This window comes from Comamonas testosteroni, from assembly GCF_000761245.1.
Lineage (GTDB): Bacteria > Pseudomonadota > Gammaproteobacteria > Burkholderiales > Burkholderiaceae_C > Comamonas > Comamonas testosteroni_C.
The window spans coordinates 325,856-340,530 of the sequence record NZ_AWOR01000068.1; the positions used below are offsets into that span (position 1 = coordinate 325,856).

At 63.7% G+C, this 14,675-nt stretch carries 11 protein-coding genes; 7 read left to right on the plus strand and 4 right to left on the minus strand.

Translation table 11 applies throughout. The features are described 5' to 3' along the window. Positions 1-77: 77 nt before the first annotated feature. Both P353_RS20435 and P353_RS20440 read right to left on the minus strand, forming a co-directional pair. A complete protein-coding gene (locus P353_RS20435) occupies positions 78-356 on the minus strand; it encodes a hypothetical protein (RefSeq protein ID WP_232776731.1) in 279 nt (92 codons plus the stop codon). Next, a complete protein-coding gene (locus P353_RS20440; RefSeq protein WP_034373715.1) occupies positions 320-1,420 on the minus strand; it encodes an AbrB family transcriptional regulator in 1,101 nt (366 codons plus the stop codon). The genes P353_RS20435 and P353_RS20440 overlap by 37 nt, the downstream gene beginning before the upstream one ends. A 147-nt stretch (positions 1,421-1,567) precedes the next feature. Between P353_RS20440 and P353_RS20445 the strand changes: the two genes are divergently transcribed. Continuing rightward, the gene (locus tag P353_RS20445; protein WP_034373718.1) at positions 1,568-2,464 is read left to right on the plus strand and encodes a ChaN family lipoprotein; all 897 of its coding nucleotides are present in this window, start codon (positions 1,568-1,570) and stop codon (positions 2,462-2,464) included. Positions 2,465-2,489: 25 nt separating this feature from the next. On the opposite strand, the gene P353_RS20450 is transcribed toward P353_RS20445, so the two are convergent. Further along, the gene (locus P353_RS20450) at positions 2,490-5,192 is read right to left on the minus strand and encodes a bifunctional diguanylate cyclase/phosphodiesterase (protein WP_034373721.1); all 2,703 of its coding nucleotides are present in this window, start codon (positions 5,190-5,192) and stop codon (positions 2,490-2,492) included. 51 nt (positions 5,193-5,243) lie between these two features. Between P353_RS20450 and purU the strand changes: the two genes are divergently transcribed. From purU to P353_RS20480, 6 genes are all read left to right on the plus strand, one after another. After that, positions 5,244-6,092, plus strand: coding sequence for a formyltetrahydrofolate deformylase (gene purU, locus P353_RS20455; protein WP_003068559.1), 849 nt, complete (start codon positions 5,244-5,246; stop codon positions 6,090-6,092). 24 nt (positions 6,093-6,116) lie between these two features. Then, positions 6,117-7,019: a LysR substrate-binding domain-containing protein gene (locus P353_RS20460; RefSeq protein WP_012840040.1), complete on the plus strand. Its 903-nt coding sequence runs from the start codon at positions 6,117-6,119 to the stop codon at positions 7,017-7,019. A gap of 112 nt (positions 7,020-7,131) precedes the next feature. Further along, positions 7,132-9,051: a UvrD-helicase domain-containing protein gene (locus tag P353_RS20465; RefSeq protein ID WP_034373724.1), complete on the plus strand. Its 1,920-nt coding sequence runs from the start codon at positions 7,132-7,134 to the stop codon at positions 9,049-9,051. Between the two features lie 156 nt (positions 9,052-9,207). Then, the gene (locus P353_RS20470; RefSeq protein WP_034373727.1) at positions 9,208-10,329 is read left to right on the plus strand and encodes an ABC transporter substrate-binding protein; all 1,122 of its coding nucleotides are present in this window, start codon (positions 9,208-9,210) and stop codon (positions 10,327-10,329) included. Between the two features lie 138 nt (positions 10,330-10,467). Continuing rightward, positions 10,468-12,015 (plus strand): FAD-linked oxidase C-terminal domain-containing protein, encoded by a 1,548-nt coding sequence (locus P353_RS20475; protein ID WP_034373730.1) that lies wholly within the window; start codon positions 10,468-10,470, stop codon positions 12,013-12,015. A gap of 14 nt (positions 12,016-12,029) precedes the next feature. After that, positions 12,030-13,292 (plus strand): PQQ-dependent sugar dehydrogenase, encoded by a 1,263-nt coding sequence (locus tag P353_RS20480; RefSeq protein ID WP_034373733.1) that lies wholly within the window; start codon positions 12,030-12,032, stop codon positions 13,290-13,292. A 14-nt stretch (positions 13,293-13,306) separates the two neighbouring features. On the opposite strand, the gene P353_RS20485 is transcribed toward P353_RS20480, so the two are convergent. Further along, positions 13,307-14,638 (minus strand): D-serine ammonia-lyase, encoded by a 1,332-nt coding sequence (locus P353_RS20485; RefSeq protein ID WP_034373735.1) that lies wholly within the window; start codon positions 14,636-14,638, stop codon positions 13,307-13,309. Positions 14,639-14,675 lie beyond the last annotated feature (37 nt).

Below are 14,675 nucleotides of genomic sequence, written 5' to 3' on the forward strand. Positions count from 1 at the left end.
TGCAAAAGCCACTCGAAAGAGTGGCTTTTTTCATGTCTGGGGACATGCTTTAGCGCATGTCAGAAAAGCGCGAGCCGCTATGACTTTCTGCACAACAGCAGCAACACCCAGGCAGTCAGCATGCCGCCAAGAAAGCCAAGTAGCCACCCTCCCGCCCCCAGCGCCTGCCAGTAGCCCCAGTCAATGCCCTGCTCTGCGCAGTGAATCTCGCACTGGGGGTTGTGCTCCCAGGCCATCCACATCAAAAGTCCGCCCATCGCAAAGCCGACGCAGGCGCTGATGATCAGGACCGGCTTCCAGGGATTTCGCCCAATGCGGATCACGGCCTCGCCCCCGGCAGTGCTTTGTTCAGCCACCGGTACAGCGGCGCCACCAGCAGCAGTACGGCAATCAGCCGGCAGACCTGGAAGGCCGTGACCACGGGAACGCCCAGTTGCAGCACCTTGGCGGTGATGGCCATCTCGGTAATGCCTCCCGGCGATGTACCCAGCAGCAAGGTCACCCAGGGCAGGCCTGTGCCCCAGTGCAGCAGCCAGGCAAAACCGGCGCAGACTGCCATCAAGCCCACGGTACCCAGCGCCACCATGCCCAGCCAGCGCGGAGCCGTGTGCAGGAATTCACGTCGAAAACGCACTCCCAGGCTGACGCCGATCACCAGCTGGGCGGCATTCATCAGCCATTGCGGCACGGCCGACAGCTCCAGGCCTGCCATGGTCAAGCCCATGGATACTGCCAGCGCGCCAAGAAACCAGGGATTGGCGCGCCTGAGCTTGAGCATCAGCAATGCCCCCGCGCCAGTGGTCAGCACCAGCCAGGCAAAGCCGGACCATTGCACGGTGCGCACGCTGGGCAGCGTCAGGCTAGGATCGCCCTGCAATCCTGCCCATTGCAGGGCAAAAGGAATGCTCACCGTCACGATCACCAGCCTCAGGCTGTGCGCCGCAGCCACCAGATCGGTGCGCGCATGCTCGCGCTCTGCCAGCAGAGTCATCTCCGAGGCCGCGCCTATCGCGCCCGAGAAATAGGTCGTGGCGCGCAAGCGCTCTTTGTCCATGTCCGGCTGCGCCAGCATGGAGGCGGCCTGCACGCGATACAGCCAGCGCCCGAAGGCCCAGCCCAGCAGCAAGGCCCAGGCAATGGCCAGCGCAATCGCCCACCACAGGCCAGCCACCAGCTCGGTCACGGCAGGCGTGAAATACAGGCCCAGTGCTCCGCCTATCGTCCACTGCCCCAGATCGCGCAGCCTGGCCCAGCTCTGGGTGGGAGCTCCGCCAATCGATAGCAGGGAGACGGAAATCAGCGGACCCAGCATCCAGGGCAGCGGCGTATGCAGCATCAGACAGAGCTGGGCAGCCAGCCAGGCCAACAGCAGGGTGGCGGCCACACGGGCCAGAAACGCGGGGGGAAGCAATACGGACATGTGCACGGGAATCCGGCAAGGCACGACAATGGACGCGCGACAGGGGCAATGCCCCGCAGTATCGCGGCAAAACTCGGTGGGCAAAGCCGGTACGAAATCTACAGCTACGAAGCCATGCCCCGTCTTAGACGAATGCAATCAGCTCATATGTGGACTTTCATTTCTGCGGCGCGGCCGCACCAGCGTTTCAATCCTTTGGCCCTGACGGCTGTTGCCGGCGTCCTGCTGCTGGGCGGCTGTGCCCATCAAAGCGCTCAGTTGACCTCCGACACAGAATGGCAGCAGACACTGGGGCAGTGGGTCGGAACACCGGTCATCCTGCTCGGCGAGCAGCATGACCAGATCGCCCATCACCAGTGGGAGGCAGCTACCGTGCGCCACCTGGCAGCACAGGGCCGGCTAGCGGCCCTGGTGGTCGAGATGGCCCCTGCAGGCGGCAGCACCCGGAGCCTGCCCGCATCAGCCAACGATGAGGAGGTGAAAACCGCTCTGCAATGGGCTCAGGGCGGCGGCCCGGGCGGCTGGCCCTGGCAGGACTATGGCCCGGTGGTGATGGCTGCCGTGAAAGCCGGCGTGCCCGTGCTCGGCGGCAATCTGCCGCGCACCCGGATGAAGCAGGCCATGGGCGAGTCCCGCTACGACGCACACCTGCCGGCTGCGGGCTGGCAGCTGCAGCTCGATGCCATCAAGGATGGTCACTGCGGCCTGCTGCCCGAATCGCAGTTCGCGCCCATGGCCCGAATTCAGCTGGCCCGTGACGAATCCATGGCCAGAGTGTCTGAAACAGCCGTACGTGAGCTGGGCAAGCCCGGCAAAAGCGTGCTGCTGGTAGCGGGCCGCGGCCATGTGCGCAGCGATATCGGCGTGCCGACCTGGCTGCCAGCAGAGTTCAAGCAAAAAGTGGCGATAGCCCAATCTGATAAAGCGCAGACTGCTATCACGATGAAGGCAGACAAACAGCTGACGCTGGAAGGCAATGCCTCCGAGGACCAATGCCAGCAACTGCGCGAACAATGGAAAAACAAACCAGCGCCCAAGCCTTGACGGGCTGATGCAGCGCTGGTGATCCTCAGTCCGCGGTTGCGACAGCCACCAGCGGCTGCCCCTCACGCGTCTTTTCCAGCAGGCGCGTGAAGTCTTCGGCCGGCAAGGGCCGGCTGCAGAAATAGCCCTGAAAGTAGTCACAGCCTTTTTGCTGCAAGAACGTCAGCTGCTCCTGTGTTTCCACGCCTTCGGCCAGGACCTTCAGACCCATGGCATGACCCAGGGCAATGACCGAGCTGCTGATGGTCATATCGTCCGCGCTGTGCGGAATGTCGCGGATAAAGCCCTGGTCGATCTTGAGCAGATCGAGCGGAAAACGCTTGAGGTGCGCCAGTGAGGAATAGCCGGTGCCAAAGTCATCAATGGCCAGGCGCAGGCCCAGTTCGCGCAGGCGGTTGAGCACGGCCAACGCCTCTTCGGGCTTTTCGGCCAGTGCACTTTCGGTGATTTCCAGCTCCAGCAAGCTGGCCGGGAAACCCGACTTGTTGAGCGCATCGGCCGTGGCACCGGCAATATCGGTCAGCAAAAACTGATGCAGCGAGACATTGACCGCAATCGTCAGATCGGGCAGACCCGCAGCACGCCATTGCTGGCCCTGACGGCAGGCCTCGCCCAGCACCCACAGGCCCAGCGGACCGATGACGCCCGAGTTCTCTGCCACGGTGATGAAGCGGGCCGGAGAGATCAGGCCGTCCTCGGGATCCAGCCAGCGCACCAGAGCTTCCGCCCCCACCAGGCGCCCCGTCGCCAGATCGATCTGCGGCTGGTAATGCAAGCGCATGTGACCGAGGTCCAGCGCACGGCGCAGACGCGCCTCCATGGCCAGGCGCTCGCGCGCGGCCTGGGTCATGTTTTCATGGAAGAAGCACCAGGCATTGGAGCCCCTGGCCTTGGCTCCATACACCGCCGCATGGGCACCCTGCAGCAGATCGTCGGCCGTCAGCGCATGGTCGGGGTACAGACAGATACCGGCACTGACACTCACCACAACAGACAGCCCGTCTGGCGTGGTCCAGGGCTGGCCGGCTGCGGCCATCAGGCGCTCGGCCACCTCCACCGCACTGTTGCGGCCGCATATCGACTGGGCCACCACGCAGATTTCATCTCCCGCCAGGCGGCCGATGATGTCGCCGTGCCGCAAAGCGCCCTGCATCTGCACCGCCACATGCCTGAGCACCTCGTCGCCGATGGAATGGCCGTAGCTGTCGTTCACGTCCTTGAAGCGGTCGATGTTGAACAGCAAGACCGCCATGCTGCGCTTGCTGCCCTGGCTCAGCGCTACTGTCTCGCCCAGCATTCGCGTGAACTGCGCGCGGTTCGGCAAGCCGGTCAGGATGTCGCGATGGGCCAGAAACTCCAGCTGCTGCTCGCGCGCCTTCTCGGCCGAGATGTCGGTGAACATGCAGACGTAATGCGTCACCTTGTCGTTGGCATCCTTGACCGCGCTCAGCGACATGCGCTCGGGAAAGATCTCCCCGTTCTTTCGCCTGTTCCAGATTTCGCCCTGCCAGTGGCCCGTGGCGTGCATGCTGGCCCACATGGCGTCGTAGAAGGCCTTGTCATGCCGGCCGGACTTGAACATGCGCGGCGTCTTGCCCAGCATCTCCTGCTCGGAAAAGCCCAGCAGCCGCGTGAACGCCTGGTTCACCGAGAGAATGCGGCTGTTTGCGTCGGTTACCACCACGCCCTCGATGGTGTTGTCCACCACAGTGGAAGCAAGGCGGCTGCGCTCATCGGCCTCACGACTCGCAGTCTGGTCGGAGAGCAGGCCCGAGATCCGTATCAGGCGTCCGCTCTCATCCTTGTAGGCTTGGCCGCGTGCGCGAAACCAGCGATACAGACCGTCAAAGCACAGCAGACGTGCCGTCAGCACCAGCATGCTGCCCTGCTCCAGCGCCTGCTGGGCCTGGGCACGCGCAGCTGCGGCATCCTCGGGGTGCAGGCGCTGCTGGAAATCGAACTCGCGAGCCAGATCCTGGCCCTGGTAGCGCAGCAAGGCGCTCATGCCCGTGGAGAAATTCAGCCGCTGCTCCTGCGCATCCCATTCCCACACGCCATTGCCGCTGCCCTCCAGCGCCAGGCGCAACATGGTCTCGCTGCGCACCATCGCATTGCGCGCACTCACCATCTCGCTGAGATCCTGCAACACGCAGACCAGGGCCACCGGCCCGTCCACGCCCGATGCCGCCACGCGGCTGGTTGTGCACAGCACGGGCGTGACGTTGCCGGTGCCGGCATGCACGCATTGGCGCAGCACCTGGAAGTAATCAGTGCTGCCGTCCAGCAGGCGCTGCAGTTGCAGAGCAACTTCGTCCTGGTCATTCACCGGCACAAGAACGCGAAAGTCCTGACCGCGCAGAGACTCCACGCTGCGGCCCAGCCAGCCCGCCAGCTTGGCATTGGCCCAGACAATCTCTGCCCCGCCCACATGCACGCGAGCCATGCCGGCCGGTGCGTGACGCACCACCAACTCCAGCTCCTGCGCCGTCTCCCGGCCACGCTGGTCGGCACGCGTCTTTCGCTGCATAAACCAAAGTGCAACCAGCGCTGTCGCCAGCAACCAAACAATGAACAGGCCTATCTGCCAACGCAGCGACTGTCGATTCAGCGATACATCAAAATAGCCGAGCACGCCAGCCTGCGCCCCCAACCACAGCATCCCCGCACACAGATAGAGGGTGACAATCACCCGGGGTGTGAGCGGAGAATGCCCCTCCTCGCTTTTCATGAATTTCCTTTGTCCGCAGGGTCCTCGCCTTGCTGCGACAATTGCCGAGCTATGACCCAAGCCTATATTTTGACTTTATCCTGCCCAGACCGACTGGGCCTGGTGCATGCCGTTTCCGGATTCTTGCTTGAGCAAGGCGGCAATATTGAAGAAGCAGCGCAGTACAACGACCCGGTAACCGGTCTGTTCTTCATGCGCGTGCAGTTTGCCTGCGATGGCAAAGACGCCGCCTCCTTAAAGGCATCCGTTGCCGAATTAGCTGATCAATATCAAATGCAGTGGAGTTTGCACTCCAAAGCCGAGCGCATCAAGACCGTCATCATGGTCAGCAAGGAAGGCCACTGCCTCAACGACCTGCTGTTCCGCTGGAAGTCGGGCCTGCTGCCTATCGAGATCAAGGCCATCATCAGCAACCACCGCGAGTTCTATCAGCTGGCGGCCAGCTACAACATCCCCTTCCATCACATTCCCGTGACTGCCGCGACCAAGGCCCAGGCCGAAGAGCGCCAGTACGAGATCATTGAGGAAGAAGGCGCCGAGCTGGTGGTGCTGGCGCGCTACATGCAGGTGCTGTCCAACGACCTGTGCAAAAAATTGTCCGGCCGCGCCATCAATATCCACCACAGCTTCCTGCCCAGCTTCAAGGGCGCCAAGCCCTACTACCAGGCGCATGACCGCGGCGTGAAGCTGATCGGAGCCACCGCCCACTATGTGACGGCCGACCTCGACGAAGGCCCGATCATCGAGCAGGACGTGGCACGTGCCGACCATACCGACACCGTGGAAGACCTTACGGCCCGCGGCCGCGACACAGAGAGCCAGGTTCTGGCCCGCGCCGTGAAATGGCATAGCGAGCGCCGCGTCATTCTCAACGGTCACAAGACCGTGGTGTTCCGCTAAATCCCTGGGCTTGGGATTGATCATATGACCCGCAGCCCCGGCGCCTTGAACAGCATTACGGCCAGGCGGATTCCGCCGATACAGTGCCTGCTCACCTTCGAGGCTCTGGCGCGGCTGCGCTCGGTCACGTTGACGGCGGAGGAGCTGTGTGTAACGCCCAGTGCAGTCAGCCACCGGGTCAAGCAGCTTGAGCAGATTCTGGGGGCTCGCCTGTTTGGCCGAACGGATTTCTCGCTGACCACGGACGGCAGCTCCTATCTGGCCCATGTACGTGAAGGCCTGGGCGCCTTGCAACGCTTTCCAGGAGCCTCGGCATCGCCTGGGCGCAGACGCCTGAAGCTGGCCGTCACCCCCACCTTTGCGCGCGTGATCCTGATCCCGCGCCTGCGCCAATTCACCGAGGCCTACCCCGAGATCGACATTGCGCTGCAGGTGTCGATTCCGCTGCTGGATGTGATCGGCGAGGATGCCGATCTGATGGTTCGCTTCGGCGCCGGCCACTATGCCGATGTGGAGCACATCGAACTGGCCCGCGACACGGTCACACCGCTGGCCTCGCCCAGCTTCATCCGCGAACATGGCCCGTTCGAGCGCCCGGACGATCTGGAAGGCATGCCGCTGCTGCGCAGCCCGCTGGAGCCCTGGCGCACCTGGTTCGCCGCGACCGGCCTCGACATGGCCGAGCCCAACGAAGGCTCGCAGTTCAACGACATCGGCCTGATGTGCGACGCCGCATCGGCCAGCATGGGCATTGCCCTGGTACGCCACAAGCTCGGCGCCCCCTGGCTGGAAAACGGTACGCTGGTGCGCCTGTTCGATGTCGATGCTCCCAGCCCTCACGCACACTATCTGTGCTGGAAGACCGGCATCATGGACCGCTGGGAATGCGCGGCCTTCGCAGAGTGGCTGCGCAAGGCCATGGGCTGAGCTGCAATCTGGCAGCTTAGCGGCGGCGCAGCTCTTGCTCGCCGCCCCTGGCCTGGCGAGCAGGTCGTTACACGGGCTGCTCGGTAGACAACGAAGATGGAGCACTCACGGCATGAACCTGCAGCCCAGGCTTTACCCCGGCCTTGACCAGAACCAGGCACTCAACAGCGAAGCGTCTTCGCTGCTCATCCGCGCCCTGGCCGGCACGGGCAAGACGACCACGCTGGCCATCAAGGCCGCCGACCTGATCCGCACCCAGGGCGCGCGCAACGTGCTGATGCTGGCCTACTCGGAGGCCGGTATCAAGGCCATTCAGACGCGCCTGGACCGGCTCTCTGCTGTGCGCCTGGAAGGCCTGCATCTGCTCACTCTGGAGCATTTTTGCGGCCGCCTGCTCGAAGAGCAGGGCGACCCTGTCCCCAGGCTCTCCTCCGGCCTGGAAAAGAACCTGCTCATCCAGCAGGCGCATGAAGCGCTGTCGCAAGAGGCCGAGCGGCATGCCGAGCTCGACATACCCGAGCTGGCGGACTACTTCGCACGGCCTCTGGACATCAGCGCCTTCCTCGCCTTTGAGGCCCAGGCCAAGCAGTGCATGCTGGAACTCGACATCGACAACAGCGGCCTCGGTGCGCTGGCATATTGCCGCGACAGCGCTCTGGACTACGGCCTGTACCGGCTGCTGCGCAGCTATGAGCGGCTGCGCGCAGGCCCCACCCAGGAGCCGCTGTTCTATGCGCCCGGCGACTGCACCTACGCGCTGGCCTGCCAGCTGGCAGCACTGGACTTCGATGCCGGCTTCCCGCTGCTGCAGGGTCGCTTCGAAGCCGTGCTGTTCGACGAACTGCAGGATCTGGATGAGGCCGCTCTGCTGGTGCTGCGCCATCTGGCGCGCGGCAACGGGCGCTTCATCGGTGTCGGCGACTTCAACCAGCACATCCTGCCGGGCGCCTCCTCCATCTTTGGCGACAGCGCCCAGCGCATCCTGCAGGAGCTGCCCGCGGGCACCGCCCAGGCCACGCTCAACACGACCTATCGCTTCGGCCCCGTCATCTGCCAGGAACTCAACCAGCTCTTCGGCACGGAGTTCGACGCCCATTACCGCAACGCCTCGGCCTGGTTCGAACATCGCCAGGGCGATGATGAGGACTGCGCACGGCAATTGCTGGATATTCATGCCGTCGTGGCCCGCCTGCCCCGCAAACCGCAGGACCCGCCGGCCGTGCTGCGCGTCATCCTGCATTCGCCCGAAGATTCGGTGCTACTCGAATGGCTGTTCGCACACGAGGGCGTGCACTATGCCTGCAAAGGCATGCAGCGCTTCTACCAGCGCCGCGAAATCGCACTGGTGCTGGCCATGCTGTGGGTCATGCAGGGTTGCAGCGGCGGTGCGCTGCTCTCACAAGGCATTCTGAACAGCGCTGCCGAAGGTCTGATGCGCTATGTGCGCAATGCCAGCCCGCCCGACCGGGATCTGCTGGCCAACGGCCTGTTCGACATGACTGCACTGGGTGACGCCCCGCCGGAGTCCGACACGCTGCGCATTGCCGCCGAACTCATGGGACAGCAAGCCGCCATGCGCCGCTTCCTCGCCGCCTACATCGCACCAGACTCCCCCTGCGCCCGGTTGCTGGCCCTGCCCGCCGACCAGTGCGCCGATGCGGGGCAGTTGCTCCAGCACCCTCTGTTGCGACAGTTCTTTGCCCAGGCCCCCATCAGCCAGGAAGAACTGCGCCAGTGCCTGGCCAGCCTGCAAGCGCTGTCGCGCATCTGCACCGGGCTTTCCGTCGATGAATTCCTTGGCCGCCTCAGCCTCATGGTCCAGTCGAGCATCGCGCAGCATCAGCGCCATGAAAAACCCAGCTTGCAACTGCTCACGGTAGAACGCAGCAAAGGCCATGAATACGAGTATGTGGCCGTACCCTTCGTCAATCCCAGGCACTTCTCGCCCAATGCGAGTGACCCACAACGCAACATGCTCTACGTCGCCATGACCCGCGCCAGCAAGCGCCTGTGGATACTGGAAAGCAGATGACGACGCAAGGCCATGGGGCGATGCAGATCAAGCCCGTATCTCATAAGCGGGTCAAAACACCATAACGTCGCCCCCAGCCGACATAGCCACAGTTGCCCTCTCCCACCCTTGTTGCAGCCCTCCCACCATGGACTCACAACAACGAGGAGGAGACCCATGCAAACCCCATTGCGCTGCGCCTGGCTACTGGCCGCCGGAATCACCGCCAGCCTGACCCTGCATGCGCAGGAGAACAACCTCACCATAGGAGCCAGCTTGCCGCTGTCAGGCTCGCAGGCCGAGGCCGGCAAGGAAGGCCTGAGCATCATGCAGGCGCAGGTGGAGGCATTCAACAAGCAGGGAGGCCTGGGCGGCAAGCCTTTGACACTCAAGGTGCTCGATGATGGCTACGAGCCACAGCGCGCCGCCAGCAATGCACGCCAACTGATCCAGGAAGGAGCCCTGGCCCTTCTCAACTGCTGGGGCACGGCCAGTTGCACAGCCATGCACCCCGAGGTTCAGCAAGGCCAGACGGCCCTGGTGGGCGTGATTGCCGGAGCCGGCAGCATGCGCCAGCAGCCGGGCCGTTTCATCTATCCACTGCGCGCCAGCACCCAGGCTGAAATCGCGGCCATGCTGCAGCAGATGCAGACCATAGGTCTGCGGCGGATCGCCATCGTTCACCAAAACGACGGCTTCGGCAAAGACAGCCTGCAGATTGCCCTGACCGCCTTTGCCGCCAAGGACCTCAAACCCGTCATCACGCTGGCAGTGGAAGCATCGGGCAGCAACACCCCGGATCTGGCCAGGCAACTGGCCGCCCTGCCCGATCTCCAAGGCGTCATCGTGCTGGCGGGCGCCTCTGCCACCATAGGTCTGATCACCATGGGCAGACAGGCTCATGTCATGGCGCCTTTCTACAACCTGGCCGCCCAGGCCAACCGTGCTGTGGTGCAAGGGCTGGGCCCTCATACGCGCGGCATTGCCTTCACCACCCTGGTGCCCAGTCCCTGGAAGGGCGCGGTTTCGGCTATCAAGGACTACCAGCAGCTCCTCGGCCACGGCGGCATGCCGCCTGCCTCCTATCTGGGCCTGGAAGTCTTTCTCAACACCCGAACCCTGCTGGATGCGCTGCGTAAGGCTGCGCCCACAAGCAGTCGAGCGGGCCTGCTGACCGCCCTCGACGCCATGGGCGAGATTCGCTACGGCACCATGCATCTGCGCTTCACACCGCCTCGCACCGGCTCCAGCTATGTGGGGTTGACCATGATTGATGCAAGCGGCCATTTCAGGGAATAAATCAACTCCAGGTCTTATTCATCAATCGTCAATAGCTATCGCTTCAAGAGCAAATATCATCATCGTCTCAAAGCATTTCAAGCAGCTTTGCAATAAAGCTCACACCAATGCGCGGGCGCATCCCCTACATTTGCAGGCATGACGTCCGCCAGCACTTTTACCGATCTCGTCGCCACCTCCAGCGCAGCTGCCAACGCCGCGCATCACCCGCCCGAGCAGTCCGAGCGTGCTCGGCGCCAGGCAGAGGTGGTGGAGGCTCTGCGCCCCCATGTGCCGGCGCATGCCCTGCTCTATCAGAGCGAAGACACCACGCCCTATGAGTGCGACGGACTGACGGCCTACCGCCAGCGCCCGCTGCTGGTCTGCCTGCCCGAGACTTATGCACAGGTGCAGGCCGTGCTCAAGGCCTGTCACGCCATAGGTGCCCCTGTCATTGCACGTGGCGCCGGGACGGGGCTTTCGGGCGGCGCCATGCCTCACCCCATGGGCGTGACGCTGTCGCTGGCCAAATTCAACAAAATCCTCAAGGTCGATGCCTACAGCCGTACAGCCCTGGTGCAGTGCGGCGTGCGCAACCTCGCCATCAGCGAAGCCGCTGCCCCCTACGGTCTGTACTATGCACCCGACCCCAGCAGCCAGATCGCCTGCACCATCGGCGGCAATGTGGCCGAGAACTCGGGTGGCGTGCACTGCCTCAAGTACGGGCTCACGGTACACAACGTGCTCAAGGTCAAAGGCTTCAGCATCGAAGGCGAGCCCGTCGAGTTCGGCTCGGATGCACTCGACACCCCCGGTCTGGACCTGCTGGCCATCATGATAGGCAGCGAAGGCATGCTGGCCGTGGTGACCGAGGTCACGGTCAAGCTCGTGCCCAAGCCCCAGCTGGCGCGCTGCATCATGGCCAGCTTCGACGATGTGCGCAAAGCCGGCGACGCAGTGGCCGCGGTGATCGCGGCCGGCATCATTCCGGCCGGGCTGGAAATGATGGACAAGCCCATGACGGCCGCCGTGGAAGACTTTGTGCGCGCCGGCTACGACCTCACGGCCGAAGCCATCTTGCTGTGCGAAAGCGACGGCACGCCCGAGGAGGTGGAGGAAGAGATCGCCCGCATGAGCGAGGTTCTGCGCCACGCCGGCGCCACGGCCATCACCGTCAGCGAAAGCGAGGAAGAGCGTCTGCGTTTCTGGAGCGGACGCAAGAACGCCTTCCCCGCCAGCGGCCGCATCAGCCCCGATTACATGTGCATGGACTCCACCATTCCCCGCAAGCGTCTGGCCGACATCCTGCTGGCGATTCAGGAGATGGAGAAGAAATACCAGTTGCGCTGCGCCAATGTGTTCCATGCAGGAGACGGCAATCTGCACCCCTTGATCCTGTTCGATGCCAACAACCCCGACGAACTGCACCGCTGCGAGCTGTTCGGCGCCGACATTCTGGAAACCAGCGTCGCCATGGGTGGCACGGTGACGGGCGAGCATGGTGTAGGTGTGGAAAAGCTCAACAGCATGTGCACCCAGTTCACAACGGCCGAGAACGCCCAGATGTTCGCACTCAAGGCAGCGTTTGATCCGCAATCGCTGCTCAACCCCGGCAAGGTGATTCCCACGCTCAACCGCTGCGCCGAGTACGGCAAGATGCTGGTGCGCGGCGGACAGATTGCCCATCCAGATCTGCCGCGCTTTTAACCTCCAGGAGAGCCATGCAGCGCAAATACCGGTTGATTCTGAGTCTGTCTGCGCTGCTGCTCATGGCTGCCAGCCCAGGTGCGCATGCGCGCGGCTATGCCTCCACTGGCAAATGCGGTATCTATCCGCGCCTGGCCATCACCAGTCCCCCAGGCACCTGCGTAGGGCTGATAGCCGACGATGCCCATGGCCTGCGCTTTCCGCGCCGCGCATTGGAGATTGAGCCGGGCCGTATCTGGGTGCTGGACATGGGCAACTGGATGCCCCAGGTGGGCCAGCTGATCGAGCTGCGGCTGCCGCCCGACGCCGCCACTGCAGCCAATGCCAACACCACGGCCAGGGCCGTCGAAGCCAGAGTGTTGCTGAGCAAGCTCAACTATCCTTCGGGAATGGCGCGCGGGCCGGACGGCAAAATCTATATCGGCGAGGCCGACAAGATATGGCGCGCTGCGGTGCCTGCACTCGGACAGACACCTCAGCCCGAGATGCTGGCCAGCGGCCTTCCGGCCGACGGTGCGCACCTGCTCAAGGAGCTGGCGTTTGCGCCGGACGGCAGCCTCTACGTCAATATGGGCTCGGCCACCGATGCCTGCCGGGGTGAAGACCAGAAGCAACCCGTGCCCTGCCCCGAACGCGCCACGGCCATGCCGCGCGCTGCCGTCTGGCGCATGGTGCTGCAGGCTGGCAAGCAACCCGTCAAGGAATTCAAACCCTTTGCCAGCGGTCTGCGCAACTCCATGGCGCTAGCCGTAATGCCCGACGGCCCTGCGGCAGGCACCGTCTGGCAAGGCGAAAACAACATCGACTACCGCGACCCCAAACAGCCGCCAGAAGAGCTCAACCTGCTGCGCGCGGGTGCCGACTACGGCTGGCCTTACTGTACAGGCGCACGCCAGAACGCACAGGGCTATGAAAAGCGCTTTGACTGCAGCAAGACCGAGGCGCCGCATATGCTCTGGCCCGCCCATGTGGCTCCGCTGCAAATGCTGGCCACGCCTGCGGGCAGCGCATTTGGCGGGCAATTGCTGGTGGCCTGGCACGGCCAGCGCGCAGACGGTCAACGCCTCGTGGGCTTTGCGCGCGACGGCAAGGGCCGCCCCTCTGGCAAGCCCATTCAATGGCTGAGCAACTGGGACGCCAGGCCCGGACTGCGTCCCGGCGGCCGCCCCACGGGCATGGGCCTCGATCATGCGGGCCGCCTGCTGGTGGTGGAGGACTTCAACCGCAGCCTGCTGATGCTGATGAGTGAAGCGGGCACGGCGCCAAGACCCAAGTAGCCCAGGCAAGACGCTCAGTTCAGCAGATCGCGTCCACGCGCCAGAAACCTCGCGTACTCCTCGTCGGGGACAAACAGGCCGCCCGTAGTCCAGACAATATGTGTGGCGTTTGCCATGTGCGGCAGCAGCTTCTGGCGCTGCAGATAATCCTGACCCGCAGCACTCTCCAACAAGGCGCGCGGACCGCCAAAGCCCGCTGCGGCCGATGGCTCGATCTGCAGCCCCTCTCTATCCTGCAGCAGGCACAGATGGCGAAACAGGGTTTCGTCCTCCACCGTGAAAACTCCGCCGAGAAAGCCTCGCACCACGTCGGCAGCCAGCTCCGATGCACGCGGCACTGCCAGACCATCAGCCTCGGTCTGGTTGTTCAGGCCCAGCTCATAGACCGAAGGATGGGCGTCCAGACCAGGCAGCGCTGCAGCACCGGCCAGCATCTCCACCATGAAACAGGGCGACTGCACAGGCTCGGCAAAAAAACAATGCACATGCGGCCCGAATGCCTGCTGCAGACCCAGCGCCACGCCGCCGGGCGCGCCCCCTACGCCGCAGGGAATATAGACAAACAAAGGATGCGTTTCATCCACGGCAATCTTGTTGTCTGCAAGTTGCGCGACCAAGTGCGGAGCCGCCGCCGCATAGCCAAGCAGCAGCGAAAGCGAATGCTCGTCATCCACAAAGTGACAATGCGCATCCTGGTCGGCCAGCGCGCGGCCTGCAGCAACGGCCTGGGCATAGTCGCCGGTATGCTCCACCACCTGCACGCCACGGGCGCGCAGGCGCTGCTTTTTCCACTCCTTGGCATCAGCAGACATATGGACCGTCGCCTTGAAGCCCAGACCCGAAGCCATGACGCCAATCGACAGGCCCAGATTGCCCGTGGAGCCTACCGCCACCTGGTACCTGGCGAACATCGCACGCGCAGCATCGCAGGCCAGTTGCAGATAGTCGCCGTCGGCCAGCAGGCCATGCTGCAAAGCGATCTGCTCCGCATACTCCAGCACCTCATGCACGCCACCGCGCGCCTTGATGGAGCCCGCCACTGGCAGGCTGTGATCGGCCTTGAGCCAGAGCCGGCCCAGTTGCTCGGGCAGCTGCAAAGCCTGCTGCATCTGCGGCACGTGCAGCAGCGCCGACTCAATACGCCCGCCAGACGCCTGCAGCTCTGGAAACAGCCGCGCCAGCAAGGGTGCAAAACGTTCAAAACGCTGTACAGCCTGCTGAACCTGAGCTGCGTCTATGGAGTGTGTGGACCGAGCCCCTTCGCTGCGCCCGGCCCATAGCGCGGGCCGGGCATGACGCAGGTCGTCAACAAGGTCGCGCAGTGCGGAGAAAGTCATGGCTGGCATCCATCGTCATACAAGACCGCCATATTAGGGCCAATGG